Consider the following 26,220-nt stretch of genomic DNA (forward strand, 5'->3'; position numbering starts at 1 on the left):
TGGTGGGGACTTCAGGAGACCCCGATGCCCAAGCCGACGGTCGAACCGGCCGCCGACATCCCGCTCGACGCCAAGCTGCGGCCGACCCAGGCCCGCGCCCAGGACACCTACGAGGTGGTGCTGGCCACCGCCGGCGAACTGCTGATCGAGTCCGGCTTCGAGCAACTGACCACCAACGCCATCTGCAAGCGCGCCGGCCTGACCCCGCCGGCGCTCTATCGCTACTTTCCCAACAAGTACGCGATCCTGAAGGAGCTGGGCGACCGGCTGATGCGGCTGCAGGACGAGGCCGTGTTCGCATGGATGGAGGCCGGCGGCCTGGAGGGCGAGACCGCCAGCGAACGCGTGGCCAAGACCGCCGCCCTGCTGACCGACGTCATCGACATGACCCGCCGCTTTCCCGGCGGCGCGGCCATCGGCCGGGCCCTGCGCGCCGTGCCCATGCTCCAGCAGCTCCGCTTCGCCTCGCGCGACATGGTCGCCGGCCAGTTCGGCGAGGTGCTGACCGCCCGCTTCCCCTCGGTCTCGCCGCTCAGGATACGCACAGCCACCCGCATGATGGTCGAACTGACCTACGCCGCCACCGAGATGGCGGTGGAGGAGCCCGGGCAGGACGCCCGCGCCCTGGCCGAAGAGATCGGGCGGCTGTTCGACTGCTATTTCGAGACGTTCGACGCGGTGCTCTGAGATCCTCCCCCTCTGGGGGAGGTGGCCCGGAGGGCCGGAGGGGGGCCGTTCTCAGCTTCCGCCGACTTCGCAGCCACTCCCCTCTCCGTCGGCTTCGCCGACACCTCTCCCACAGGGAGAGGGTGCTGAAAACGCCACTCCGATAACACCGACTTGCAATAACGATAGTTTTTACTATCGTCAGTCCATCGCAGCGGGGGAACGCCGATGGAGGGCTGGAAGAACTGGTCGGGCAGCGTCACAGCGACGCCGAGCAGGATAGCCCGGCCACGCACGGTCGAGGAGCTGTCAGGCCTGGTGCGCGAGGCCGACAAGGTGCGCGTCGTGGGCGCCGGCCACTCGTTCATGCCGCTGTGCGAGACCGACGGCCTGCTGCTGAACCTGTCTGACCTGGAAGGCGCCGTCGAGATCGCGCCCGACCGCAAGACCGTCTGGGCCCCCGCCGGCTGGAGCCTCAAGCGCCTGACCGCCGCGCTCTGGGCCGAGGGCCTGTCGCTGATCAACCAGGGCGACATCAATCCCCAGTCGCTGGCCGGGGCGACGGCCACCGGCACCCACGGCACCGGGGCTGAGCTCGGCAGCCTTTCGACCCAGGCCTGCGGCTTCAGGCTGATGACCGCCGACGGCCGCCTCGTCGAGTGCGGCCCCGAGCTGGAGCCCGAGCTCTACAAGGCCCAGCGCGTCTCGCTCGGCCTACTGGGCGTGGCCGTCGCCATCCGCATCAACGTCATCCCGGCCTACTGCCTGGAAGAGCGTGTCAGCCGGATGCCGCTCGCCGAGGTCGCCGAGCGCCTCGATGAACTGGCGACCGCGACCCGGCACATGGAGTTCTGGGTTTTTCCCTATAGCGACGACGTCATCTTCAAGACCCTGCACCCCGTCGCGCCCGAAGCCGCCGACGAGACCCTGGGCAAGAGCGGCGAAGGCGACGAGGACACCTTCCGCACGATCTGCGACCTGTGCGCCGCCCTGCCCGTCCTGACCGCGCCGTTGCAAAAGCTGATGATGAAGGTCGCCGGCAGGCCCGCCCGTCGCGCCGGACCGGCCCATGAGGTCTTCCCCTCCGAGCGGAACGTCCGCTTCGAGGAGATGGAGTATGAGATGCCGCGCGCCGCCGGCCTGCCCACCCTGAAGGCGGCCATGGCCCACATCCGCAAGCGCCGCCTGCCGATCACCTTCCCGTTCGAGTTCCGCCTGGTGGCCGGCGACGACATCTGGATGAGCCCGTTCAACATCGGCGCGGGCGCCTCGATCTCGTTCCACCAGTACGCCAAGATGCCCTGGCGGCCGGCCTTCGCCGAGATGGAGGCCGTGCTGGCCGACAGCGGCGGTCGACCGCACTGGGCCAAGCGCCATACCCTCACCCCCGCCGACGTCCACCGCCTCTATCCCCGCGCCGGAGACTTCCTGCGGGTGAGAAAGGCGTGGGACCCCGCCGGCAAGTTCGCCAACGCCCACCTGACCCAGCTGCTGGGGATCTGATCCATGAGCGACATCGCCCTGCATGCCGGCCTCGTCGGCCAGCCCGGTTCCCGTGAACAGCTGAACACCCCGGTCCTGGTGGTCGACCGGGCGGTCCTTGAGGCCAACATCGCGACCATGGCCGCCTTCGCCGCCGCCAAGGGCCTGAAGCTTCGACCGCACGCAAAGACCCACAAGAGCGCCAACATCGCCCGCCTACAGCTGGCGGCCGGCGCCGTGGGCCTGTGCTGCGCCAAGATCGGCGAGGCCGAGGCCCTGGCGGCGCAAGGCGTCTCCATCGGTCTTCTGATCACCTCGCCCGTCGTGTCCGCCCCCGCCATCGCCCGGCTGGTCGCGCTGAACCTGACGACCGAAGGCCTCAAGGTCGTCGTCGACCACCCCGACAACGTCGCCGCCCTGGGCGCGGCGGCGAGCGCGAGCGGCAAGCCGCTGGAGGTGCTGATCGACCTGGATCCCGGCATCCACCGTACGGGCGTGGCCTCGCCGCAGGCCGCCGTCGCCCTGCTCGAGGCGATCAGGGGCCAGGCCGGACTCAGTTATGCCGGCCTGCAATGCTATTGCGGCGTCCAGCAGCACATCGAGGCCTTCGACGTCCGCAAGACGGCCCTGGAGGACCGCGGGGCCTACATCCGCGAGGTGATCGACGCCCTGACCGCCGCCGGCGGCGCGCCGGCCATAATCAGCGGCTCGGGCACCGGTTCGCACCGCATCGACGCCGAACTTGGCCTGTTCACCGAGTTTCAGGTCGGTTCCTACGTCTTCATGGACGACCAGTACCTGGCCTGCGACCTGGCTGGCGAAGGCACGAACGCCAGTCCCTACCAGCGCTCGCTGTTCATCGACGCCCGCGTGGTCAGCGCCAACAGCCCCGGCATGGTCACGGTCGACGCCGGCTTCAAGGCCATGTCCACCGACGCCGATCCGCCCCAGGTCGTGGCCGGCGCCCCGGAAGGCTCGCGCTACTTCTTCATGGGCGACGAGCACGGGGCGCTGGTTCCGTCGTCCGGCTCGCCCCCGCCCCTGGGCGCCCGCGTGACCCTGGCCGCGCCGCACTGCGACCCGACCGTCAACCTCTACGACGCCTATCACGTGGTCGAGGGCGACACGCTGGTGGCCATCTGGCCGGTCACGGCGCGCGGGCGGTCGCGGTAACAGTCCACCCTGGCCTTCAGAAAAACCGCTTTGGCGTCGGGCGCGTTGAAGACTATCCATGGCGTCCGTTCTGGATCGTCCGCCCGCATGACCACCGCCGCCCTCTCCGTCGCTCCCGCCAAGAAGCCCCGCCGCAACCGGCGTCGGCGCTCGGCGCGCTGGGCGCGCGCGGGCCTGCTGGTGCTGGCGGTCGGCGTCTCCGGCGTGGTGATCGGCCAGACGACCTTGCGCATGCTCGACACCCACAACGCCTCCAAGGTCGCCGCCGCCGCGCCGCTGGCCATGGACAATCCGCGCTTCACCGGCGCGATGCGCGACGGCCGCGCCTTCCTGATCACCGCCCGCCGCGCCGAGCGCGACGCGGCCGATCCCAACAAGGTCAAGCTGGTCGAGCCGACCCTGGTCCGCGGATACGGCGCGCCCGACGCCAGCAAGGTGACCTCCAAGGACGGGATCTACCAGGAAGCCCAGAATATCCTGGTGCTGACTCAGGACGTGAAGATCGACAACGGCCAGGGCTACCAGTTCGCCTCGCAGGAAGCCCGCATCGACACCAAGACCGGCGAGGTCGTCGGCGGCGCGCCGGTGGCCGGCGCCGGCCCGCGCGGCAATGTCAGCGCCGACAGCTACAGCGTCAGCGACAAAGGCGATCGCGTGATCTTCAAGGGCCGCGTCCGCACCCGCGTCCAGCCCACCAACTAGGCCCCTCGACCGATGACCGGCCTCGGCCTCCTGGACCAGCAGCGCAGCCGCGCGACGCGCGTGTGCTTCCTCTATATCGCCCAGCCGCACCAGGTCTGGCACAGCCTGTCGATCGCCGTGGCCATGGCCCGCGCCTGGCCGGAGATCCGGGTCGAGATCGCCGCCACCTCGGCCGGCCACCTCGACTACATCCAGGGCATGCTCGATGGCCTGGGCGGGGCGCCGATCACCCTGCGCCTGCTGCCGCCGGCCTGGCTGCGTCGGCTGTCCAAGAATGCTCCGCCGCCCAAGGCCCTGATGCTGGCGCTGAACGCGGGCAGGCTGGCGGCATACGACGCCGTCGTCACGCCCGAACGCACCACCGCCCTGCTGCGCAAGCTGGGCGTGCGTCGCACCGCCCTCGTCTACACCCAGCACGGCGCCGGCGATCGCGGCGGTCCGTTCGAGCCCCGCCTGCGGGTCTTCGACCTGGTGATGGCCGCCGGTCCCAAGCAGCGCGACCGGATGATCGACGAGGGCTGGGTCCGCCCCGAGGCCTGCGCCATGGTGGGCTACCCGAAGTTCGACCTGGTCGACGCCCTGCCGCCCAGCGCCACCCCGGCCTTCGCCAAGGCCCTGCCGACCGTGGTCTACAACCCGCACTTCCATGAGACCCTGGGCTCGTGGAGCGCCTTTGGCCTGTCGATCCTCGAGCAGTTCGCTGCCGACGAGCGGTTCAACCTTATCTTCGCCCCGCACGTGCGACTGTTCGAGACCGCCTCGGAGGCCGACCGCCGCGCGGTCGCGAGCTTCGAGGGCCACCCGCGCATCCATCTCGACCTCGGCGGCCCGGCCGCCTTCGACATGACCTACACCCGCCAAGCCCACCTCTATCTCGGCGACGTCTCCAGCCAGGTCTACGAGTTCCTGCGCACGCCAAAGCCCTGCCTGTTCCTCAACCCCAGCCACGCCGACTGGACGGGCGACGAGAGCTTCCATCACTGGCTGTACGGCCCGGTGCGCGAGACGGCCAACGGGATCTGCGACGCGGTCAGCGCCGCCATCGCCGGGCACGGCGACTTCCTGGAGGTGCAGAAGACGGGCGTGGCCCAGACCTTCGACCTCACCTCCGTCCCCTCGTCGCAGCGCGCCGCGCGCGCCATCGTCGACCGCCTGGCCGTCCTCGACCGATGAGCGACGCGCCCACGAAAGATGCGTCCCCCAAGGACGCGGCCTCTAAAGACGCGACGAAGGTCAATCCCCTGGCCAGGATGCTGGCCAATGTCGGCGCCCTGCTGAGCGGGCGCGGACTGAACGCCATTGTCGGCTTGGCCTATATCGCGGTCACGACCCGCAGCCTCGGCATCGAGGTCTTCGGCTTCCTCACCCTTATCAACGCCTTCGCACAGGCGCTTGGCGAGATGGCCAAGTTCCAGTCCTGGCAGACCGTCGTGCAATACGGCGCCAAGCCCTTGATGGACGGCGACCGCAAGACCTTCCAGCAGGTGATGCGCTTTGCCCTGGTGCTCGACGGCATCGGCGCTGTGGCCGGCGTCGCCATCGGCGTGGCCGGCAGCCTGCTGTTCAGCCACTACATGGGCTGGCCCGACGAGCTCGCGCCGGAGGCGGCGCTCTACTGCCTGTCGATCGGCGTCATGACCTCGGCCACGGGCGTGGGCCTGCTGCGCCTGTTCGACCGTTTCCGCATGCTGGCCGCCGAGCAGGTGGTCTCGTCCATCGTGCGCCTGATCGGCTGCGCGATCGCCGCGGCGACGGAAGCGCCGATCGAGATGTTCCTGCTGGCCTGGGCGGCCGGCACGGTGGCCTCGTTCCTCTATGTCGCCATCATCGCCGTCTGGAGCCTGCTGCAGCGCGGCCTGCTGGACGGCTTCAGCCTCTTTGGCCCGCTCGGCGTCGGCCTGCCGGGCGTCTGGCGCTTCGCCTGGGCGACCAATTTCAGCAGCACCATCGAGGTCGGCTTCACCCACGTCCTGACCCTGGCCATCGGCGCGCTGGTCGGCCCGGCGCCCGCCGCCATGTGGCGGGTCGGCCGGCAGGTGGCCGACGGCATGGCCAAGCCCGCGCGCCTGATGCTGCCCGCCCTGCATCCCGAGTTCGCCCGCCTGCGCGCCCAGAAGGACGACGCGGCCATGCTGCGCCTGGCCCGCCAGATCGCCCTGATCGGCGGCGGCGTCGCCGGCGTGCTGCTGCTGGTCTGCCTGCTGGCCGGTCCCTGGCTGCTGACCGTGATCATGGGCGCGGAATACGCCTCGGCCGCCGGCATCATGAGCTGGCAGGTCGCCGCCGCCGCGATCAGCATCATGGCCCTTCCGATCGAGCCTATGCTGGTCTCGATGCATGCGGCGGGCGCCGCCCTGCGCGTGCGCATCGTCGTCATCGCCATCTACTTCGCCGCCCTCGTGCCGCTGCTGCAGATCTTCGACCTGACCGGCGCCGGCGCGGCCCTGGTCCTGGCCTCGACCTGCATGGCGATCGGCATGTTCATCACCCTCCGGTCGCGTCTCGCCGCGGAAGCCGCCGCCGAGCGCGAGGACAAAAGCGCCGTCATGCTTGAACAGACTTGCGCGGAACCCCTGAACGAGCGCAAAGGCGATCCGCAATGAATACGCCCACCGCTTCCGGCAGGACCGTCCGTCTCGCCGACTTCCCGACCCTGACCGCCGCCCTGGACTTCGCCGCGACCGGCGAGACCGGGATCAACCTGCATTCGCTGCGCGGCGAACTGGTCGAGGCCCTCAGCTACGCCGCCCTGCGCGAGCAGGCCCAGGGCCTGGCCCGCCGCCTGCTGGCCGCCGGCTCCAAGGTGGGCGACAGCGTCGCCCTGATCGCCGAGACCGACGGCGACTTCGTGCGCGCCTTCTTCGCCTGCCAGTACGCCGGCCTGGTGCCCGCCCCCCTGCCCCTGCCCGCCCCGCTGGGCGGTCGCGAGGCCTATATCGAGCAGATCGGCCGCATGTGCGCCTCGGCTCACGCCAGGATCCTGATCGGCCCGTCCGGCATGGCCGAGTGGCTGAAGCAGATCGGCGACGCCGCCGGCCTCGACTTCGCCGCCCCGCTGTCTGAGCTGCCGGAAGACGCCGGCGCGGCCCTGCCCGAAATCACGCCCGAGCATCCCTGCTATCTTCAGTTCTCGTCGGGCAGCACCCGCTTCCCGACCGGCGTGCTGGTGACGCACAAGGCCCTGATGGCCAACGCCGTGGCCATCACCCGCGACGGCCTGCAGGTGAAGCCGGAAGACCGCGCGGTCTCGTGGCTGCCGCTCTATCACGACATGGGCCTGATCGGCTTCCTGCTGAGCCCGCTGACCAGCCAGATGAGCGTTGACCTGCTGCCCACCGGCGCCTTCGTGCGCCGGCCGCTGCTGTGGCTCGACCTGATCAGCCGCAACGGCGGCACGATCGCCTACAGCCCGACCTTCGGCTACGAGCTGTGCGCCCGCCGCGCCGAGGCCGCTTCGATCGACCACCTGGACCTGTCGCGCTGGCGCAGCGCGGGCCTTGGCGGCGACATGATCCGCACCGCGCCCGTCGAGGCCTTTGCGGAACGGTTCGCCGCCGTCGGCTTCTCGGAAAAGGCCTATGTGGCCAGCTACGGCATGGCCGAGGCGACCCTGGCCCTCTCCATGGCCCCGCTGGGCAAGGGCCTGCGCGTCGAGATCCTCGACATCGAACGCCTGGAGCGCGACGACCTGGCCGTCACGGTCGGCGCCGACGCGCCCCGCGCCCGGGCCTTCGCCCGCTGCGGTCCGGCCCTGCCCCACCACCAGCTCGAAGTGCGCGACGCCGGCGGCAAGCCGGTGGCCGAGCGCCATGTCGGCCGCATCTTCGCCAAGGGCCCCAGCCTGATGGGCGGCTATTTCGAGCAGCCGGAGGAGACCGCCCGCGTGCTCGACGCCGACGGCTGGCTCGACACCGGCGACCTCGGCTTCCTAGTCGAGGGCGAGATCGTCATCACCGGCCGCGCCAAGGACCTGATCATCCTCAACGGCCGCAACATCTGGCCGCAGGACCTGGAATGGACCGCCGAGCGCGAGGTCCCCGGCCTGCGCAGCGGCGACGTGGCCGCCTTCTCCGTTCCCGGAGACGCGGCGGAAGAAGAGATCGTCACCATCCTGGTCCAGGCCCGCGGCGGCGACGCCGACAGCCGCGCGGCTTTGGTCGACACGGTGGCCGGCGTGCTGCGTTCGCGCCACGGCGTCGAGACCCAGGTCAAGCTGGTCGGCGCCCACGCCCTGCCCCAGACCTCGTCGGGCAAGCTCAGCCGCTCCAAGGCCAAGGCCGCCTATCTGGCCGGCGCCTACGAGCGCGCCTGAGGTGGCCAGGACGGACGTGGAAGGTCCGGGACCCAGCGTCGTCGCCGTCACCGGCGCGACCGGCTTCCTGGGCCAGCACCTCGTCCGCGCCATCGCCGAACGGGGCCTTGTCCCCCGCATCCTGTCGCGCCGCGATCCGGTCTCGCCGTTCTGGCGCGGGATCGAGCCGCAGGTGGTGCTGGGCGACCTCGCCCGCCCCGAGGCGCTGGCCCGCCTGTGCGACGGCGCCGACGTCGTCATCCACCTGGCCGGCCTGATCAAGGCCGCCGACCGCGCCGCCTTCGACAAGGTCAACGTCGACGGCGCGCGAGCCGTGGCGCAGGCCGCGGCCAAAGCCGGCGCCCGCTTCGTGCTGGTCTCCAGCCTCGCCGCCCGCGAACCCCAGCTTTCCGACTACGCCGCCAGCAAGCGCGCCGGCGAGGAAGCCGTACTGGCGATCGCGCCCGAGGCGCTGGTCATCCGCCCGCCGGCCATCTACGGCCCTGGCGACCGCGAGACCGTCGGCCTGTTTTCCGCCGCCCAGGCCAGCCGCGTCCTGCCGGTGCTGTCGCCCGCCTCACGCGTGGCGATGATCGAGGTGCGCGACGCCGCCGCCCAGATCCTCGACCTGGTCGCGAGCGGCCGCGCGGGCCTGGCCTCGATCTGCGACGCCCGACCCGACGGCTATGCCTGGAGCGAGATCATGACCGCCGCCGCGACGGCTGTCGGCGCGCCGCCGCCTCGCCTGCTGCGCGTGCCCGAAGGCCTGATCCGACTGGCCGGAGGCGTCGCCGAAGTGGCGAGTAAAATCTCAGGACAACCATCGGTGTTCGGATCGGGCAAAGCGCGCGAACTGTCGCATGCAGATTGGGCGTTTTTGGCTGATCGGTCCCTTGCGTCGTCGCCGAGTCGTCACGATGTTGCCCGCGGCTTCGGCGAAACCGTCGACTGGTATCGGTCGGCCGGGTGGTTGTCGAAAAAATACAGCGACTAGTTCAATTGTGGCAGATATCTGACAGAGACACTGTTACGGTGCGGTCACAGTGCTTTGACGGGGGCGTCTGGCGTTTGGCATGGATACAGTGACAGATCTAAGTTTGCGTGAGATCGGGCTGGCGACGAGCAAGGTGCTCGGCCGCACGGTCGAGGTGACGAACGACACCCACATCGGCCGCGACCTGGCAGTGGATTCCCTCGCCCTGATGAACATCGTGATGGAGCTCGAAGATTCCTTCGACATCTCCATCCCGCTCGATCGCCTCGCCGCGGTGGAAACCGCCGGCGACCTCTCCAAACTGATCAACGATCTCCGAACCAAGGCTTGACCGATGGGTCTGTTCGACAAGCACCTGGCCTATCGCGACGCGTACAAGGCCATCCAGCAAGCGGGCGCCGACCCGTTCACCGTCCGTTTCGACGCCGTGGTCTCGCCGACCGAGGGCGTTGTCGAGGGGCGTCCCACGATCCTGCTGGGCACCAACAACTATCTGGGCCTGACCTTTGACGAGAAGGCGATCGCCGCCTCGGTCAAGGCCGTCCAGGAACGTGGCACCGGCACCACCGGTTCCCGCATCGCTAACGGCAGCTTCGAGGCCCACGTGGCCCTGGAGACAGCGCTGGCCGAGTTCTACGGCCGCAAGCACGCCATGGTGTTCACCACCGGCTACCAGGCCAATCTCGGCGTGCTGTCGACCCTGGTCGGCCGCGGCGACCACCTGATCCTCGACGCCGACAGCCACGCCTCGATCTACGACGGCTCGCGCCTGGGCCACGCCGAGGTCATCCGCTTCCGCCACAACGACCCTGAAGACCTGGCCAAGCGCCTGCGTCGCCTCAAGGACGTCCCGGGCGAGCGCCTGATCGTCGTCGAAGGCATCTATTCGATGATCGGCGATACCGCGCCGCTCAAGGAAATCGCCGCCGTAAAGCGCGAGATGGGCGGCTACCTGCTGGTCGACGAAGCCCACTCGATGGGCGTGCTCGGCGCCACCGGCCGCGGCCTGGCCGAAGCCGCGGGCGTGGAAGACGACGTCGACTTCATCGTCGGCACCTTCTCCAAGAGCCTGGGCGCCATCGGCGGCTTCTGCGTGTCGAACCTCGACGACTTCGACGTCATGCGCGTGATCTGCCGTCCGTACATGTTCACCGCCTCGCTGCCGCCGGCCGTGGTCGCCTCGACCTTGGTGGCGCTGGAGCAGATGATCGCCAAGCCGCAGCTGCGCGAACAGCTCAACAGCAACGCCTGCCGCCTGTACGACGGCCTGACCGCGCTTGGCTTCGTCACCGGCCCGGCCGCCAGCCCGATCGTCGCGGCCACCATGCCCGACGTCGAGCGCGCCATCGCCATGTGGAACGGCCTGCTGCAATCGGGCGTCTACCTGAACCTCGCCCTGCCGCCGGCCACGCCCGACAGCCGCCCGCTGCTGCGCGCCAGCATCAGCGCCGCCCACACCCACGAGCAGATCGACCAGGTCCTCAAGATGTTCGCCGAGGTCGGCACGGCGCTTGGCGTCATCGACGGCCAGCAGCGCGCCTTCGCTTAAAGGCAGGCGCACCGCTGGAAGAACAAAGCCCCGGCCGTAAGGTCCGGGGCTTTTTCTTTGCTCAGCGCTCTCTCGCCCTGCGCCATTTCCACAGGCCCAGCAGGATGCCCGGCGCGGCCAGGACCGGATGGCGCTCGCGCCAGGGGGTCAGTTCGACCTTGAAGCCGGTGTGGCGCTCGATCTTCCAGGCGGCGTAGCGGGCCGCGCCCTGGAAGGTGAAGGCGGCCTTGATCAGGCGGGCCACGTTCAGCGACTTGCCGAGGTTGCGCCGCAGCCGCCAGGCGGCTTTCAGGCGCTTGCGCTCGATCGCCGACATCTGCGGCGCAGGCCGCCCCTCGCCGTCTAAGCGGCCGTCGTCGGCCCAGCAGGCCGGCAGCAGGCGCTGGTAGTGCGCGGGATCAAAGGCCAGGATCGAGGCCTCGCGCCCAGCCTTCTCGACCCGGAACTCGGCGGCGTAGGTCTCCTGGAACAGCGCCGTCCAATAGGCCTCGGGCGGCCCGTCCTCGGGCCCCAGGGCGGTGGCGAAACGGGCGGCGGTGCGGGCGGCGCGGCGCACGGCCTCGACCACCGCCTCGCGCGCGACCTCGTCGGCGGCCCAGACCAGGCCCGAGGGCTGTACGAAACGGGTCCACAGGGTGGTGTCGATCCCCCTGCCCTTCACCGCCTGTGAGAAGCGCGACAGGGTCATGGAGGCGACCTTGGCCCGCAGGGTCCCCCCCTCGTGCTCCAGTTCGTGATAGCTGACGTCGGGCCACAGGATGCGGGTGGCCACGCCGCGCAGGCCGCGCGGCGGCCGCTCGGTGAGCACGTAGAAGTCCAGCACGCCCGACAGGTCGCCGGTGCGCAGGATCGAGCCGTAGAACAGCACCGCCTGGGCGGTCGGAAACAGGCCCGTCAGGTGTTCGGCGAAGGCGCAGATCGGCGCCGGGATCGACTGCGCCAGCTCGGCCTCGACCAGCGGCCGGACCGCGCTCATCCGACCACGAACCGCAACGGCGCGCCCAGGGCCAGGGCCAGCTTGCCGCCCTCGAACACCTCGCCGTCGAGCACGAAATCGAACTGGCCGGAGGCGTAGAGCGCCGCCGGGTCGCGTCGGCGATAGCCGCGCGCCTCGAGGATCGGCTTGTCCTTGCCCGACAGCACCGTGGGCACCATGCGCAGCAGCCGCTTGGGCGGGGCGTCGACGTCGAGCACCTTCAGCCCCTCGCGCGGCGGACCGAACGGCTTGAGATTGAACGGCAGGCGCTTGAGGGCGGTAGCCAGCAGCACGAAGCGCTCGCCTTCGGGCTGGACCTCGCCGTCCATGGCCACCTTCACGGCTACGCCCTGGCGCCACTGGTCGCGCGCGCCGCCGAACAGCGCGCCCAGCGTGGCGCCGGCCAGGGTCACGGCCACCGACAGGCTCTGGAACACGCCCATGCGGTTGACGCGCTTGGACAGCGCCGTGGCCCGCACCAAGGCCCCCAGGCCGAAGAAGAAGCCCCGCAGCGGCGGACGGCCGTCGGCGAAACGCACCTCCAGCGGGGCTCGGATCTTGATGCGCGGTTCGGCCTGGGCCGCGGCGGCCAGGGCCTCCTCCAGCCGCCAGTCGCGCGGCGCGCCCAGGTCGATGGCCAGCACGTTGGTCTTGCCCGACGGCAGGATCGCCAGCATCGGCATGTCGTCGCCGAAGGTCGACGGCGTCAGGCCCAGCACGTCGCGCACCGTGCCGTCGCCGCCGTCGATGACCAGCAGGTCGATCCTGTCCTCTGCAAAGCGGGCCAGTTCCTCGCCCAGCGCCTCGCGCGTCGCCGGCTCGACCACGCGCACGCCCTCGGGGGTCGGCGCATGCACCCGGCCCTGGTTGGCGTGACTGCGCGGGTTACGGACGACGCCGACGCGCATCACCGCGACAGCCAGGACTGGATCGAGCCCTTGGGGGCCAGGGCGCCCTGCACGATCTGAAGGGCGTGGACGAGGAAGCAGATCGCCGTCCAGACCGCCACCAGCACGAAGCCGATGTCCGGGCGGCCGACCAGCACGCTGCCGGTCAGCAGGATCAGGTTCGGGTTGCGACGGGCCGTGATCAGCCGGAAGAAGCTGTCGAACGGCCGCCAGGCGTGCATCTCAAGCTTGAAGAGGGCCAGGAATATGCCCTCCTCGACCCGCTGGGCCACATAGCCGCCGACCACGATGGCCAGCAGCCACGGCGCATAGGGCATCGACAGGCCGACGGCGAACACGCCGACATACCAGGCCCACCACCAGAACGGCGGGTGCACCAGGTCGATGCCGTGGTCGAAGACATTGCCCCACTTGGACGAGGTCAGGGTCACCCGAGCCAGCTTGCCGTCGACGGTGTCGAGGAAGGTCATGATCCAGGCGCAGGCCAGGCCCCAGCCGAACTGGCCGCGCCAGAACAGCACGAAGGCGGCGATGGTCAGCAGGAAGCCGATGAAGGTCACCTGGTTGGGCGTCATCTTCGCGAGAGCGCACCAGCGGGTGACGATCCGCGCCGGGGTCGGCCAGACGTACTTGGTGACGAGGTCGGTGACGCCCTTGTACGAGCCCTGGAACAGGCGCTTCTCGACGGCCCGCACGCTGTCCTTGGTCAGGCGCTCCAGAACCGGCGGCTCGCGCTTGCGCAGGGCGCTGTTGTAGGCCGAGCCCAGCTCCAGCGCTGTCAGGCGCACAAAGCGCGCATCGACGGCCGAAGGATCCTGTCCCGCCGCCAGGGCCGCGATCGCGGCTTCGGCGACCTCGGCCGGGGCGTTCACCGCTGTCGGGGCGCCGGCGTCGTCGACCAGAACCGCCCACGGGCGGCCAACCAGGGCCTTGATCAGCGACTCGTCGAACACCCAGCCGGCGTGCACGGCGATCGCGTCGCCGCCCAGCCCAGCGCCTTCAGAGACGCCGATCCGGCGATAGATGCGCGACAGCCGCTCGCCCGAGGTCATGCCCCAGATCCGCGCCTCGCTGTCGCCCACCGTCACGGCGCGCGAAGCGACTGGATTGATTTCGCCGGTCACCGGTACTTAAACCCCTTGAAAGCCGAGGCGATTGATAAGCAGCTTCGCCGAAATTCGCCACAATCGCGCCGGTCCCTCTTGTCGATATTCCGCCTCGCCCATCTGTCGGACCCTCACCTGCCGCCGCCGCCGGGCGCGTTCGGCTGGCGTGACCTCGCGTCCAAGCGGCTGCTGAGCCGCATCGCCTGGCGTCGAAAGCACAAGATCCACCGTCCCGAAGTCCTCGACGCCCTGGTCGCCGACCTGAAGGCCCACGCTCCAGACCATGTGGCGATCACCGGCGATCTCACCAACTTCGCCTCGCCCGTCGAGATCGCGGCGGCCACGCGCTGGTTGCAAAGCTTGGGCCCCGCCGAGACGATCACCGTCAGCCCCGGCAACCACGACGCCCTGGTCGGCGAGACCGCCCAGGCCCGCTTCGCCCCCTGGACCGCCTGGCTGGGCGACGACGAGCAGGCCGCCTTCCCGCAGGTGCGGTTGCGCGGCCCCGTGGCGCTCTTCAACCTGTGTTCGGCCTTGCCCACCGCCCTGCATCTGGCCACCGGACGCCTCGGCGTCGAGCAGCTCGACAAGCTCGACGCCCTGCTGGCCGACCCCGCCTTCGCCGACAGGTTCAAGGTCGTGATGCTGCACCATCCGCCGATCGCCGGCGCGGTCTCGGGCCGCAAGTCGCTGGACGATCAGGCCCCCCTGCGCGACGTCCTCGCCCGCCGCGGCGCCGACCTGGTGCTGCACGGGCACGCCCACGAATCGCTGACCGCGACCATTCCCGGCCCGGGCGGCCGGTCGATCCCCGTGCTGGGCGTGCCCTCGGCCTCGGCCTGGGTCGGCGGCCATTCGCCGGCCCGCTGGCACGCGCTGGAGATCGAGCAGCGTGAGAATGGCGGCTTTTCGCTGCGGGTCATCGCGCGCGGGCTCGATCCGGCCACGGGCGGGATCAGGGAGCTGGGCCGCTATTCGCTGATCTAGACCCTCCCCCCTACTTCCCGTAGCGCATCCGCACCCGGATCGTGTTCTCCCCCGACTTCACGCTGATCCGCGCCGAATCGAAGGACGGCACGCCGAACCGCGACGGCGCGTCGTTGGAGAAGCCATAGCCCTCCGTCGGCAGGCCCACGGCGTTGCGGTCGAAGTCGTGGTTGCCGTTGGCGTCGTGATAGACCGCCACGGCGTAGATGTCGGCCTTGGGCAGGTTGAAGCAGGCCTCAGTGGTCGGCGCGCTGGCCGGCACCCGCAGGCGCAGCAGCTTGCCGCGCGGCGCCAGGAAACGACTGGGATCAGACGGATAGATCGTGACCGTCACCTCGCCGGTCTCCGACTTCAGGCGGCCGACCTCGACGGTCAGCCGCACGCCGGTGTCGCGACCCACGCAATCCTGCCTGGCCGCCGCCGGCGTCGCCATCCCCAGCAGGCCCAGCAGCGTCCCTAGCGCCGCAAGGCCTGGAAGAACGGTTCGTGCTTCCATGTAAAAGGCCGTGTCCCTATTGTCGCCCCGACGCGATCAGCGCCCGCAGACTCGCCTGAAGTATCGGTTGCCGCATGCCCAATCCCACAGCCCTCGCATTCGGCTTCCCACGCTCGAAAGTGGCCGAGACCGACCACTGGTTGGTGCTTGTACGTCCCAAGCAGCCGACTTTCGGGTCTCTCGTCCTGGTATGCAAGGAACCCGTGCAGGCATTCTCCGATCTGAGCCCCGCCGCCTTCGCCGACATGCAGGTCGCCGTGGCCGGGATCGAGCGTGTCCTGAAGGCCAAGGTCGCCTACGAAAAGATCAACTACCTGATGCTGATGATGGTCGATCGCGACGTGCATTTCCACGTCCTGCCCCGCTACGAGGGCGCACGCGAACACGAGGGAACCAGCTTCCCTGACACCGGTTGGCCCGCCGCCCCGGCCCTCGGTTCGACCGTGGCGCTGGACGACGCCGCGGTCGAGCGCCTGGCCCAGGACTTCGCAGCCGCGTGGGCCGCCGCGTGAGCAGGCTGAAGAAGAAGTTCGACGTGCGGCGCATCACGGCCATGGGCCTGATCGACCGCTACCTGCTGCGCCTGCTCGGCTGGCCGCTGGCCGGATGCCTGGGCCTGACCGTCGTCGCCCTGCTGCTCGAGCGGGTGCTGCGCCTGCTCGACTTGCTGTCGCAGAGCGCCGCGCGCTTCGACTACGTCACCCAGCTGGCGCTGAACCTCCTGCCCCACTACCTGGGCCTGGCCCTGCCGGTGGCGTTCTTCGTCGCCCTGTTCATCGTCATCAGCAAACTGTCGGACGGCTCGGAGATCGACGCCCTGCTGGCCGGCGGCCAGTCGCTGGAACGGATCGCCGCGCCCTTCGTCTGCGTGGGCCTGGCGCTCAGCATCTTCAGCATCGCGGTGTTCGGCTATGTCCAGCCCTACAGCCGCTACGCCTATCGCGCCGTGATGCACGCGGCGGTCAACGCCGGCTGGAACGGCCGCCTGTCCGGCGGGGCGTTCATCGACGACGACGGCTCGCTGATGACCGCCGACGCCGCAGACCTGGCGGGCCAGAGCCTGACCCGCGTCTTCATCCGCCGTCCCGACGCCGCCGGCCACGAAGAGCTGATCACCGCCGCCAGCGCCACCTTGCAGGTCTCGGCCGACGGCAAGACGGTGACGATGCGCCTGAAGTCGGGCCGCCGCATCGGCAGCGATGCGCGGGGCAACTATCGCAGCCTGGCCTTCGACGACCTGACCACCGAGGCGCCGCTCAAGGCCGCCGCCAGCCTGCTGCGCGCCCGCGGCGGCGACGAGCGCGAGCTGACCCTGGGCGAGCTGCTGCGCCAGGCCAGGTCGCCCAACCCGGTCGTGCCCAAGGCCACCCTGATGGCCGAGTTCTACGGGCGCATCGCCCGCGCGGCCTTCCTGCCGTTCCTGCCGCTGCTGGCCTTCCCGCTGGGTCTGGCCGCCAAGCGCGGCAACCGCGCGCCCGGCCTGCTGCTGGCCGGGGTGCTGCTGCTGGCCTTCCAGCACAGCCTGCTGCTGGGCCAGAGCCTGGCCGAATCCGGCCGCATCGCTTCGCTGCCGGCCGTCGGCCTGCCGTTCCTGATCTTCACGGGCCTGGCGGTCTGGCTGTTCGTCGGCAGCCGCACGCGGCCCGGCGACACCCCGATCTCGCGCCTCGTCCTGGCCATGAGCGCCCAGTTCCGCCGCGCCCTCAAGCCGTTCCAGCGCAAGGAGCGCGCCGCATGAAGCTGCAGCTCTACGTCCTGCGCACGGTCGCCACGCGCGTGCTCGGCGCCGTCCTGATCCTGATGGCCATCCTGCAGATCCTCGACCTGCTGGAAGTCACCACCGACATCCTCGACCGGGGCCTCGGCGTCGGCGGGGTGTTCTACTACGCCGCCCTGCGCGCCCCGGCCCTGTTCCAGCAGGTCGCCCCGCTGGCCGTGCTGGCCGGCGGCCTGTTCGCCTTCTCGCAGCTGGCCCGCGAGAACGCGGTCGTGGCCATGCGCGCCGCCGGCATCTCGGGCTACCGCATCGTCGCCATGGCCGTGCCCGTGGCGATCGCCGTGCTGGCGCTCGACGCCCTGTGCGCCCAGGTCGTGTCGCCGCGCACCGACCCGACGCTCAGCGCCTGGTGGGCCGCAACCACGCCGGCCGCCGATCGCAAGGCCCCCGCCTCGCGCACCTTCCGGGCGGGGGAGGACCTGGTCACCGCCAAGGAAGCCAGCGCCAACGGCGCGCGCCTGACCGAGCTGACCATTTATCGCCGCGACAAATCCGGCGCCCTGACCGAGCGCGTCGTCGCCCCGTCGGCGCAGTTCCAGGCCGGCGCCTGGCGCCTGCAATCGCCGGTGACCACCCGCTATCTGGGCGACCGCGTCGAGCCGATGACCGCCGCCTCGGCCACCTGGCCCACCGCCTTGCGTCCCGCCGACGTGCAGGCCCTGTTCGCCGACGCCCCGGCCCCGTCCGCCGCCTCGGCCCGCCGGGCGCTGGAGAACGGCGGCTCGGACCGTCCGCAGAGCTTCTACGCCACCCGCCTGCAGACGGCCTTCTCGGGGCCGATCGCGGCGCTGGTCATGCTGCTGCTCAGCGCCCCCGTGGCCTGGGCCAACTTCCGCAGCGGCCAGGGCGCGGTGCTGCTGACCTCGGGCCTGGCCGCCGGGCTCGTCTTCCTGGTCGCCGACGGCCTGCTGTCGGCCCTGGGCGAATCCGGCGCCCTGTCGCCGATCCTGGCCGCCTGGGCCGCCCCCGTCGTCTTCGCCGCCCTTGCCGTGCGCGCCTTCGTATCCCTGGAGGGATGATGCCTTTCGATTCCGCGGCCGAGGCCATCTCGGTCCTGCCCGTCCGCACGCCTGAAGAGCTCAAGCGCTTCATCGCCCTGCCCGCGCGCCTGAACGCCAAGGATCGAAGCTGGATCACCCCGCTGTTCCTGGAACGGACCGAGGCTCTGTCGCACAAGACCAACCCGTTCTTCCAGCACGCCGAGGTGCAGCTGTTCCTGGCCGTGCGCGGCGGCCGCGACGTCGGCCGGATCAGCGCCCAGATCGACGAGCTCACCCCGCAGAAGACCCCAGGTCGCCTGGACGGCCACTTCGGCCTGATCGCCGCCGAGGACGACGCCGAGGTCTTCGCCGCCCTGCTGCGTGCGGCCGAGGCCTGGCTGCGCGAACGCGGCCGCACCCACGTGATGGGTCCGTTCAACCTGTCGATCAACGAGGAGGTCGGCCTGCTGGTCGACGGCTTCGACACCCCGCCGATGGTGATGATGGGCCACGATCCGGCTTATGCCGGCGGCCGCATCGAGGCGCAGGGCTACGACAAGGCCAAGGACATCTACGCCTACTACGCCCCCATGCAGGCCGACCTGCCGCCCGCCGTGCGCCGCCGCGCCGAGCGTCCGCCGGCCGAGGGCGTGGTGCTGCGCCAGCTCGACATGAGCCGCTACGACGAGGAAGTGGTCACCCTGACCGAGATCCTCAACGACGCCTGGAAGGACAACTGGGGCTTCACCCCCACCACCGAGGCCGAGACCGCCCAGCTAGCCAAGGCCCTCAAGGCCGTGATCGACAAGCGCCTGACCTGGTTCGCCGAGATCGACGGCGAGGCGGCCGGCTTCCTGGTGTTCCTGCCCAACGTCAACGAGGCGATCCGCGATCTTGGCGGCAAGCTGCTGCCGTTCGGCTGGGCCAAGCTCCTGTGGCGACTGAAGGTTAAGCGCGTGAAGTCGGCCCGCATCCCGCTGATGGGGGTCAAGCGCAAGTTCTCCGAGAGCATCCGCGGCCGCATGCTGCCTTTCCAGATGATGCACGCCGGCCGCACCTCGGCCATCGCGCTCGGCTACGAGCGGTTCGAGATCTCGTGGGTGCTGGAAGAGAACATGCCCATGCGCCGCATCGCCGAGTCCCTTGGCGCGCAGATCTACAAGACCTACCGGATCTACGAGAAGGCGCTGTGACCCAGAGCTTCAAGGCCCTGGTCCTGGCCGGCTCGCGGCCGGGCGAGATCGACAGCGCCGCGGCCTATGCCGGCGTCTCGCACAAGGGCCTGATCACGCTGGAAGGCCGCACGCTGCTCGACCGCGTGCTCGACGCCGTGCAGACGGCGGGCGCGGAAGGGATCGGGGTCTCTACCTCCGACGCGGCCATCGTCTCGGCCTTGCCGGAAGGCGTCGCGGCCATCGCCGCCTCGACCGAAGGCCCCAGCCAGAGCGTACGCGAGGGCGCACAGGCCCTGGGCTTTCCGCTGCTGATTACCACCGTCGACCATGCGCTGCTGAAACCCGAGTGGATCACCCAGTTCCTGGCCGACGCGCCGGCCGACGCCGACGTCTGCCTGATGCTGGCCCCGGAGGCGCGTGTGCGCGCCGCCGCTCCCGACACCAAGCGCACCTATCTGAAATTCCGCGACGGCCGTTTCTCGGGCTGCAACCTCTTCCTGTTCCGTAGCGCGGCCGCCCTGCCGGTCATCGCCCTGTGGCGGCGGGTCGAGCAGAACCGCAAGCAGCCCTGGAAGATCGCCGCCATGCTCGGCCCGGGCCTGCTGGTCCGCTACCTGCTGGGCCTTCTGACCCTGGACGAAGCCATCGCGCGCCTGGGCCTGCTGGCGGGCGTCAAGGCGGCGGCGGTGCGCGCCCAGGACGGCCTGGCGGCAGTGGACGTCGACAAGCCCGCCGACCTCGACCTGGTGCGCAGGATCGTCGGCGAGACGGTCTAAGTCGGACCGACCTTCAGAAATTCCGACAATTTTCTACCGAGGTTCCCCGCGAAGGTGTTGTGTCCCGAGAGCTTGGCGAGGAGTTCGGCGGGAGCCTTGTGATCGAGGCATAGCAATCGGGACACAACACCTTCGCGGGGAAGAACGGGTTTGGGGGCAGTGGTGGGGCGTCTGTCCGCCTAGCGCCAGTAGCCGTTGGCCGCCGCCACGGTGGCGAAGTTCACCGCCACCACGTGCGAGACGGCCGTCAGGGCCTGGGCGTCGTTCTCGTAGATCGCCCGCAACCGCGCGCGCACCTCGTCGGAGGGTTGGGTCTTCTTGACCGCCATCCGAGAGAGCTTGATGGCGAGGTCATAGCCCTCCTCGGGCGTGGCGGTGATCAGGCTGGGAAGCCAGGCGGCCATTGGACGTCACTCACGTTCAGGATCCGGCCAGCCTAGGCGGCCCGGCGCGACGACGATTGGACGAAAAGCTCCGCCGTTCCGTCCAATCGTCGCCAAGACCTCAGGCGCTGAGCCTGACGATGACGCCCAGCCCCGCGGCCGCGACCGCCAGGGCGACCGGGATGGTCAGGATCTGGGCCAGGGCCGAGCCGGCGCTCACCCGGCCCGTCCAGGTCGACAAGCCCTCGCGCAGGAAATCGGCGAGGTCGGGTCGCGTTTCGACCTTCGGCTCCATGCGCAGGATCACCGCGGGCACGCCGAGATAGACCGCCAGGTAGACCGCGCAGACCCCCAGCATCAGGCCGACCTCGGCGTCGCCCAGGAAGGACAATGCGAACGTCCCGAGGATCGCACCATAGGCGCCGACGATCATCCAGCCCACCGCCTTGGGCAGGTCGGGCGTCGAAGGCTCGGGCGCCTGGGGCGCATCGAGCACCGGTTCGACCACCGCCGGGGCCGTCCACTCGCGAGGCGCGGGCGGTTCCCAGGACGGGCCTTCATAGAAGGCGTAGGTCAGCGGCGTGGTGGTGGAGACATAGTCCATGACAGGCTCCTTCGGCCGCTCTGCGGCCGGGTTCAGGGGAGGACGAGCACGCGCACTCAGACGGCCAGGGCCTCGTCGGCCGGGCCGAAGAACTCGAAATGGATCCGCTCGGACGCCACCCCGGCCCGCGACAGCCCGCCGACGAAGGCCTTCAGGAAGGGACGCGGTCCGCACAGGAAGAAGTCCGCCGCCTCGAACGGGGTGTTGGCCTTCAGCCAGTCGACGGTGATCAGGCCGTCGTGGTCATGGGTGCGGCCGGCTTCGTCATTGGCCGCCGGCTGGGCGTAGAAGGTCGCCACCGTGGTCTTGCCATGCGCCTTGGCCAGGGCCCGGACGCGGCCGTCCATGGCGTGGCTGGCGCCGTCCAGCGCGCCGTGCACGAAGGCGGTCTCCAGCTCTGGATGCTTGTCGGCGATGGTCTCCAGCATGCTGACCATCGGCGTCAGCCCCACCCCGCCCGACAGCAGGACCACCGGCCGCTCTTGCGCCTGCGGCAGGAAGAAGTCGCCCGACGGCGGGGTCAGCAGGATGGTCGTGCCGACCTGCGCCACGTCGTGCAGGAAGCGCGAACCGCCCTGCCCGCCCTCCTCGCGCTTGACCGAGATGCGGTAGGCCGTCTGGCTGGGCGCGTTCGAGATCGTGTAGTTGCGGCGGATTTCGCCCTGGTCGGGCGTCGTCAGGCGCAGGGTCAGGTACTGGCCAGGCTTGTGCGGCAACACCTTGCCGCCATCCTTGGGCCGCAGCACGAACGAGGTGATCACCGCGCTCTCGACCGTGCGCTCGGCGATCTCGAAGGCGCGCCAGCCGTTCCAGCCGCCGTCGATCGCCTCGATGGCCTCACGGATGCCGTGCTCGCGCTCCTGCAACAGCCCGGCCAGGAACCAGTAGGCCTCGCCCCAGGCGGCCAGGATCTCCTCATTGACCGCCTCGCCCATCACCTCGGCGATGGCGCCCAGCAGAGCCTTGGCCACATAGGGATAGTGCTCGGGCAGCACGTGATAGCCGACGTGCTTCTGGGCCATGCGCTCGATCGCCGGGATCAGCGCCTCCAGGTTCTCGATGTTGAGGGCGTAGCCGACGATCGCCCCGGCCAGGGCGTGGTGCTGCTGACCGCTGGCCTGGTTGGCGTGGTTGAACAGCGCCTTGATGTGGTCGTCCTGGAAAAGCCGGGCGTACATCGCCCTGGTCACTTCGGTGGCGCGCGCGGCGACGGCCGGGGCCGTGGCCTTGACGTGCGCGATCGTCTCCGCGCTCAGCGGCTTGGGCATGGTCTTGCTCCTTGAAAGATCAGGTGTCGGGCGTCAGGCGGCGAGCGCGGGGTCGCGGTCGTAGAAGTCCACCTGCATGCGGATCGGCCCCAGCGGCTCGACCCGATGGATCTGTTGCGGCCGCACCAGGCCCGACACGCCGGGGCTCAGTTCGACCGACGGGATGTCGGCGTCGTCATAGTGCAGCACCAGCCGCCCCTCGATCAGGCGGATCACGCCCCAGACGCCGGCCCGCGTGCTGTGGTCGCGAAGCAGCCCCTCGGGCAGGGTCGTCTCGTCGAACACCGGGGTCGAGCGGTAGGGTGCGTCCGGCGCCGGCCGGCGGCTTTCCAGCGCGCTGTTCAGGTTCCGGGCCATGCGCTGGGCCTTCTCCTGAAGTTCGGCCGCGTGGCGGGGCGGAACGAAGGTGTTCGTCGCCTCGCGCCACAGCGCCAGCCAGCGGTCGAACATCTCTGGCTCGATCCGCTCCACATGCTTCATGTGCGCGGCCAGCGGGTTGCCCTTGTAGCGGGCCGAGGCGCGCATCACCGACGACCAGAAGTCGGCCAGCCGGTCGAGATGCTCGTCCCAGTCCTCCACCGCATCGGCGAAGACGGGGCCCAGTTGGGGATCCTGGCGCACGGCGGCGTAGAAGCTGGTCAGCAGCGCCGGCAGAACGGTGTCGTCGAAGTCGAAGACGGGGTTGGCGGACATGAAGCCCTCAATTCATTCATCTGGAATGCATCTATTTCCACAGCCAAAAACATGCAATATGAATGCATGATTTATCCGGCGCGCCGAACCCTTAAGGGCAGCCCATGAAGCTCACCCGCTACACCGACTACGCGGTGCGCACGGTCATCTACCTGGCCAACAACGACGGCCGCCTGGCCTCGATCGCCGAGATCGCCCGCGCCTACGACATCTCGCAGAACCACCTGATGAAGGTGGTGCAGCAGCTGGCCTCCGCCGGCTTCGTCGAGACGGTGCGCGGTCGCGGCGGCGGCCTGCGGCTGGCGCGTCCCGCCGATCAGGTCAATGTCGGCGCCCTGGTGCGCGAGACCGAGGGCGGCTTCGACCTCGTCGACTGCTCGTCCTGCCTGGCCGCGCCGGGCTGCGGCCTGCCGCGAATGCTGGCCGAGGCGACGCGGGCCTTCCTGGCCGTGCTCGACGGCTACAGCGTCGCCGACATCTCTCGCCAGCCCGAGACCTTGCGCCACCTGTTCGCCCAGGCGAGCTGAGACCTTCCCGTCACAGCGCGATAAAACACGGCGTTCGGCTTTGCATGCGGCGGCGGCCGGACCTATGTGCCGGCCCAGGCCGCCCTCTCCCATGACCGCGGCCACCTGTTTTCGTTTGCCGAAGTCTGTCCCGTGTCGTCTTTTCTCCGTCGCGCCGCCGCTCTGGGCGCCCTGCTCCTGCTGTCGGCCTGCGCCAGCGTCGATCTTCCCGCCTCGCCCAAGGCCGCGTTCAGCCGCAGCGCTTCCGGCGTCCTGTCCCAGGGCGTGACCTACTGGAGCGAGACGCGCGAAAACCCGCTGCGACAGGTGTATCACGTGGTGCAGCTGGACCTGGCCGATCCCAAGGTCGAGCTCTTCGTCTCGCCGCCCAATGACGGCGCGGGCCAGTACCACGCGCGCACCACCTCGGAATTCGTAACCGCCTCGGGCGCCCTGCTGGCCGTCAACGCCAGCTACTTCGTGCCGTTCAAGGCCGGCTCGCCGGGCGGCGAGGACTTCGTGCCGCACGCCGGCCAGCACGTGGATCCGGTGGGCAAGGTGATCGTCGGCGGCCGCGAGGTGGCCCCGCCGGACGATCCCGAGGTCGATCCGCGGGTCAACGCCATCCTCTGCATCCATCCATCGTTCGTCGAGATCCGCTCGGGTGCCACCTGCCGCTGGGACGTGGTCGACGCGGTGGCCGCCGGCCCGGTGCTGCTGGTCGACGGCGCCGAGCGGTCATTCCAGAACGCGGGCCCCAAGTACGCTCGCGACCGCCACCCGCGCACCGCCTTCGGCGTCTCGGCCGACGGCCGCACCGGCTGGCTGGTGGTGGTCGACGGACGCCAGTCCGTGCTGAGCGAAGGTGCGACCCTGACCGAACTGACCGCCTTCTTCCGCGATCTGGGCGCGGCCGACGCCATCAATCTCGACGGCGGCGGCTCGACCACCCTGGCGGTCGACGACGGCTTTGGCCGCCCGCGCGTGCTGAACTCGCCGATCCACACCGGCGTGCCCGGCCGCGAACGCCCGGTGGCCAACCAGATCGGCGTGCGGGTGCTGAGCGCGCCCTAACACGGATCGACATTCGGTATATGAGACGAAAGCCTCGTCCTTCGACAGGCTCAGGATGAGGTTTTTCTACGAGCCCGGCCTATCAATGGTCCTCATCCTGAGCTTGTCGAAGGACGAGGACCACGCTCGAAGTTTGAATGCCGATCCGCCCTAGAACCCCGGCGACAGGAAGCTGGCCGCGACGTTGCTGAGCGGGCCCGGCCAGTCGACGAACACGATCGAGCCGGAGAGCGGGTCGCTCGACATCGACGGGAAACACAGGTTGAGCCTGAACTTCAGCAATTCGTCGCTGGTGCTGCTGGCCATGATCGACAGCGGAAAGCCGATGGCCGGGGCGTTGTCGTAGATGAACATCGCGCCGGTGAACGGCGAGATCACCGGCGCGGCCGGATTGGGGAACGACAGCGTCCCCGTCACCGGAACCACCTCGCAGCGCGCGGTCGACGTCGCCTCGAGCGCGGCGTCGCTACTGGCGAGGCCCTTTCCCTCGGGGATTTCCAGGGTCAGCTCGTACTCGAAGCCCACCTGGCCGTCGGCCACGATGTCGGGCTTGTAGACCGTCAGCTTGAGGGTGTTGGCGTCGGGCATGGCGCATCCTCGATCCATGGCGGCGCGACAAGCTCGCGCAACCTATGATCGCACCTGCGCATGACACATTCTTTGGAGGAACGACGAACGCCGCTCCTCGGACCAAGCTGGCGTGCCTGCCGAAAGAGCAGGCGCCGCTTCGCCGTTTCAGGCCGGAGTCGCCTCGGCCGCCGCCCAGCGCGCGGCCAGTTCGCGGTTCTTGGGCAGGTCTTCGGGGAAGTCCATCTCGGCCCAGTCCAGGCCCTGGATCGACCGCACGGCCACGGCGTCGTGGGCGCGGGCGATCTGGTCGATGGCCGACAGGTACCAGCGGCGCAGGCCCTCGGGCGTGCGCAGCGAGCGCTCGACGATGTCGGTGAACAGCGCCGCGCCTTCCGGCTCGAAGCGCAGGAAGCCGATCGACTCGGCGTCATAGGTGGTGATGGTCTTGCCGATCTCCCGCAGGGCGTCGCCCTCGGTGCGCACCTTCATGTCGTCGGAGTCGTAGCCGCCGTCCTTGCGGTCGATGGTCACCGTGATCGGCGCCGACGGCGCCGACAGCAGACGCTCGGCGATGGCCGGCTCGAACAGGGTGTCGCCGTTCAGCAGCAGGAACGAACCCTGCATCTCGCCGCGCGCCATCCACACCGAGGCCAGGTTGTCGCTGACGCTGTAGAACGGGTTGAAGATCGTGCGCAGGGTCAGGCCCGGCAGGCGCAGCTTGGCCAGCTCGGCCTCGACCAGGTCGGCGTTGAAGCCGGTGACGACCACCACCTCGGTGACGCCCGCGCGGTGCAGATGGCGGATCTGCCATTCCAGGACCGAACGGCCCGACAGGTCCACCAGGCACTTGGGACGGGTGTCGGTCAGCGGCGACAGGCGCTTACCCTGTCCGGCGCTGAGGATGATGGCTTTGACCGGCGACTGCATGGCGAAAACTCGGACGCGCCGCGAAGAGGGCGGCGAAGACGGGGGTGAAAAGGGGCGAGAGCACGACTCGAAACGAGCCATATCAGCGCAGATCGTGCGCGACCATAGCCCTGGCAAGGCCCGGCCTTCCGCAAAACGCCGCTTGCGACAATGTGCG

The 26,220-nt window shown here is 69.8% G+C and carries 28 protein-coding genes; 18 read left to right on the forward strand and 10 right to left on the reverse strand.

Features of this window, described 5'->3' with window-relative positions; genetic code table 11:
- Positions 1–24 precede the first annotated feature (24 nt).
- From SGCZBJ_RS16190 to spt, 10 genes are all read left to right on the forward strand, one after another.
- A complete protein-coding gene (locus SGCZBJ_RS16190) occupies positions 25–687 on the forward strand; it encodes a TetR/AcrR family transcriptional regulator (RefSeq protein ID WP_101719020.1) in 663 nt (220 codons plus the stop codon).
- 207 nt (positions 688–894) lie between these two features.
- Complete coding sequence (locus tag SGCZBJ_RS16195; RefSeq protein WP_101719021.1) at positions 895–2,169, forward strand: D-arabinono-1,4-lactone oxidase; 1,275 nt, start codon at positions 895–897, stop codon at positions 2,167–2,169.
- Positions 2,170–2,172: 3 nt separating this feature from the next.
- The gene (locus tag SGCZBJ_RS16200; RefSeq protein WP_101719022.1) at positions 2,173–3,321 is read left to right on the forward strand and encodes a DSD1 family PLP-dependent enzyme; all 1,149 of its coding nucleotides are present in this window, start codon (positions 2,173–2,175) and stop codon (positions 3,319–3,321) included.
- 87 nt (positions 3,322–3,408) lie between these two features.
- Entirely contained in the window at positions 3,409–4,023 is a 615-nt protein-coding gene (gene lptC / locus SGCZBJ_RS16205; RefSeq protein ID WP_101719023.1) for an LPS export ABC transporter periplasmic protein LptC, read from the forward strand.
- 12 nt (positions 4,024–4,035) lie between these two features.
- Positions 4,036–5,196: a glycerophosphotransferase gene (locus SGCZBJ_RS16210; RefSeq protein ID WP_101719024.1), complete on the forward strand. Its 1,161-nt coding sequence runs from the start codon at positions 4,036–4,038 to the stop codon at positions 5,194–5,196.
- Between the two features lie 77 nt (positions 5,197–5,273).
- Complete coding sequence (locus SGCZBJ_RS16215; protein ID WP_420808166.1) at positions 5,274–6,626, forward strand: lipopolysaccharide biosynthesis protein; 1,353 nt, start codon at positions 5,274–5,276, stop codon at positions 6,624–6,626.
- Positions 6,623–8,335 carry a fatty acyl-AMP ligase gene (locus SGCZBJ_RS16220; RefSeq protein WP_101719026.1) on the forward strand — a complete coding sequence of 571 codons (1,713 nt, stop codon included), beginning with the start codon at positions 6,623–6,625 and terminating at the stop codon, positions 8,333–8,335. The genes SGCZBJ_RS16215 and SGCZBJ_RS16220 overlap by 4 nt, the downstream gene beginning before the upstream one ends.
- 1 nt (position 8,336) lies before the next feature.
- A complete protein-coding gene (locus SGCZBJ_RS16225) occupies positions 8,337–9,308 on the forward strand; it encodes an NAD-dependent epimerase/dehydratase family protein (RefSeq protein WP_240621539.1) in 972 nt (323 codons plus the stop codon).
- A 79-nt stretch (positions 9,309–9,387) separates the two neighbouring features.
- Complete coding sequence (locus tag SGCZBJ_RS16230) at positions 9,388–9,639, forward strand: acyl carrier protein (RefSeq protein WP_101719027.1); 252 nt, start codon at positions 9,388–9,390, stop codon at positions 9,637–9,639.
- Between the two features lie 3 nt (positions 9,640–9,642).
- Complete coding sequence (gene spt / locus SGCZBJ_RS16235) at positions 9,643–10,857, forward strand: serine palmitoyltransferase (protein ID WP_101719028.1); 1,215 nt, start codon at positions 9,643–9,645, stop codon at positions 10,855–10,857.
- A 61-nt stretch (positions 10,858–10,918) separates the two neighbouring features.
- Here the strand turns inward: spt and SGCZBJ_RS16240 are convergent, their stop codons facing one another.
- Genes SGCZBJ_RS16240 through SGCZBJ_RS16250 form a run of 3 tightly spaced genes read right to left on the reverse strand, consistent with a single transcriptional unit; the run spans position 10,919 to position 13,793 of the window.
- A complete protein-coding gene (locus SGCZBJ_RS16240; RefSeq protein ID WP_101719029.1) occupies positions 10,919–11,833 on the reverse strand; it encodes a hypothetical protein in 915 nt (304 codons plus the stop codon).
- Positions 11,830–12,741, reverse strand: a complete 912-nt coding sequence (locus tag SGCZBJ_RS16245; RefSeq protein WP_101719030.1) for a diacylglycerol/lipid kinase family protein — start codon at positions 12,739–12,741, stop codon at positions 11,830–11,832. The genes SGCZBJ_RS16240 and SGCZBJ_RS16245 overlap by 4 nt, the downstream gene beginning before the upstream one ends.
- Positions 12,741–13,793: a CDP-alcohol phosphatidyltransferase family protein gene (locus tag SGCZBJ_RS16250; RefSeq protein WP_101719076.1), complete on the reverse strand. Its 1,053-nt coding sequence runs from the start codon at positions 13,791–13,793 to the stop codon at positions 12,741–12,743. The genes SGCZBJ_RS16245 and SGCZBJ_RS16250 overlap by 1 nt, the downstream gene beginning before the upstream one ends.
- A gap of 150 nt (positions 13,794–13,943) precedes the next feature.
- Between SGCZBJ_RS16250 and SGCZBJ_RS16255 the strand changes: the two genes are divergently transcribed.
- Positions 13,944–14,834 carry a metallophosphoesterase family protein gene (locus tag SGCZBJ_RS16255; protein WP_101719031.1) on the forward strand — a complete coding sequence of 297 codons (891 nt, stop codon included), beginning with the start codon at positions 13,944–13,946 and terminating at the stop codon, positions 14,832–14,834.
- Positions 14,835–14,844: 10 nt separating this feature from the next.
- Here SGCZBJ_RS16255 and SGCZBJ_RS16260 read toward each other — a convergent pair whose 3' ends face one another.
- Positions 14,845–15,330, reverse strand: a complete 486-nt coding sequence (locus SGCZBJ_RS16260) for a DUF2141 domain-containing protein (protein WP_101719032.1) — start codon at positions 15,328–15,330, stop codon at positions 14,845–14,847.
- Positions 15,331–15,404: 74 nt separating this feature from the next.
- Here SGCZBJ_RS16260 and SGCZBJ_RS16265 point away from each other — a divergent pair, with 74 nt between their 5' ends.
- The 5 genes from SGCZBJ_RS16265 to SGCZBJ_RS16285 are packed head-to-tail and all read left to right on the forward strand — an operon-like array spanning position 15,405 to position 20,038.
- Positions 15,405–15,842: an HIT family protein gene (locus tag SGCZBJ_RS16265; RefSeq protein WP_101719033.1), complete on the forward strand. Its 438-nt coding sequence runs from the start codon at positions 15,405–15,407 to the stop codon at positions 15,840–15,842.
- 41 nt (positions 15,843–15,883) lie between these two features.
- A complete protein-coding gene (locus SGCZBJ_RS16270; RefSeq protein ID WP_101719077.1) occupies positions 15,884–17,068 on the forward strand; it encodes an LptF/LptG family permease in 1,185 nt (394 codons plus the stop codon).
- On the forward strand, positions 17,065–18,126 hold the full coding sequence (locus tag SGCZBJ_RS16275) for an LptF/LptG family permease (RefSeq protein ID WP_101719034.1): 1,062 nt from the start codon (positions 17,065–17,067) through the stop codon (positions 18,124–18,126). The genes SGCZBJ_RS16270 and SGCZBJ_RS16275 overlap by 4 nt, the downstream gene beginning before the upstream one ends.
- Positions 18,126–19,280, forward strand: a complete 1,155-nt coding sequence (gene bcerS, locus SGCZBJ_RS16280) for a ceramide synthase (protein WP_101719035.1) — start codon at positions 18,126–18,128, stop codon at positions 19,278–19,280. The genes SGCZBJ_RS16275 and bcerS overlap by 1 nt, the downstream gene beginning before the upstream one ends.
- Positions 19,277–20,038 (forward strand): nucleotidyltransferase family protein, encoded by a 762-nt coding sequence (locus tag SGCZBJ_RS16285; protein WP_240621540.1) that lies wholly within the window; start codon positions 19,277–19,279, stop codon positions 20,036–20,038. Before bcerS ends, SGCZBJ_RS16285 begins: the two co-directional genes overlap by 4 nt.
- Before the next feature lie 179 nt (positions 20,039–20,217).
- Here the strand turns inward: SGCZBJ_RS16285 and SGCZBJ_RS16290 are convergent, their stop codons facing one another.
- The 4 genes from SGCZBJ_RS16290 to SGCZBJ_RS16305 form a co-directional block, all read right to left on the reverse strand.
- The gene (locus SGCZBJ_RS16290) at positions 20,218–20,442 is read right to left on the reverse strand and encodes a hexameric tyrosine-coordinated heme protein (protein ID WP_101719037.1); all 225 of its coding nucleotides are present in this window, start codon (positions 20,440–20,442) and stop codon (positions 20,218–20,220) included.
- A gap of 100 nt (positions 20,443–20,542) precedes the next feature.
- Positions 20,543–21,025 carry a hypothetical protein gene (locus tag SGCZBJ_RS16295; protein WP_101719038.1) on the reverse strand — a complete coding sequence of 161 codons (483 nt, stop codon included), beginning with the start codon at positions 21,023–21,025 and terminating at the stop codon, positions 20,543–20,545.
- Positions 21,026–21,081: 56 nt separating this feature from the next.
- Entirely contained in the window at positions 21,082–22,293 is a 1,212-nt protein-coding gene (gene hmpA, locus SGCZBJ_RS16300; protein ID WP_101719039.1) for an NO-inducible flavohemoprotein, read from the reverse strand.
- Between the two features lie 33 nt (positions 22,294–22,326).
- A complete protein-coding gene (locus SGCZBJ_RS16305) occupies positions 22,327–22,986 on the reverse strand; it encodes a TehB-like domain-containing protein (RefSeq protein ID WP_101719040.1) in 660 nt (219 codons plus the stop codon).
- A gap of 104 nt (positions 22,987–23,090) precedes the next feature.
- Between SGCZBJ_RS16305 and SGCZBJ_RS16310 the strand changes: the two genes are divergently transcribed.
- Both SGCZBJ_RS16310 and SGCZBJ_RS16315 read left to right on the forward strand, forming a co-directional pair.
- Complete coding sequence (locus SGCZBJ_RS16310; protein ID WP_101719041.1) at positions 23,091–23,513, forward strand: RrF2 family transcriptional regulator; 423 nt, start codon at positions 23,091–23,093, stop codon at positions 23,511–23,513.
- Positions 23,514–23,645: 132 nt separating this feature from the next.
- Positions 23,646–24,566, forward strand: coding sequence for a phosphodiester glycosidase family protein (locus tag SGCZBJ_RS16315; protein WP_165799342.1), 921 nt, complete (start codon positions 23,646–23,648; stop codon positions 24,564–24,566).
- Positions 24,567–24,716: 150 nt separating this feature from the next.
- On the opposite strand, the gene SGCZBJ_RS16320 is transcribed toward SGCZBJ_RS16315, so the two are convergent.
- Positions 24,717–25,154: a hypothetical protein gene (locus tag SGCZBJ_RS16320; protein ID WP_101719043.1), complete on the reverse strand. Its 438-nt coding sequence runs from the start codon at positions 25,152–25,154 to the stop codon at positions 24,717–24,719.
- Between the two features lie 147 nt (positions 25,155–25,301).
- Positions 25,302–26,063, reverse strand: a complete 762-nt coding sequence (locus SGCZBJ_RS16325) for a phosphocholine cytidylyltransferase family protein (RefSeq protein ID WP_101719044.1) — start codon at positions 26,061–26,063, stop codon at positions 25,302–25,304.
- Positions 26,064–26,220: the final 157 nt, after the last annotated feature.

This window comes from Caulobacter zeae (genome assembly GCF_002858925.1).
Lineage (GTDB): Bacteria > Pseudomonadota > Alphaproteobacteria > Caulobacterales > Caulobacteraceae > Caulobacter > Caulobacter zeae.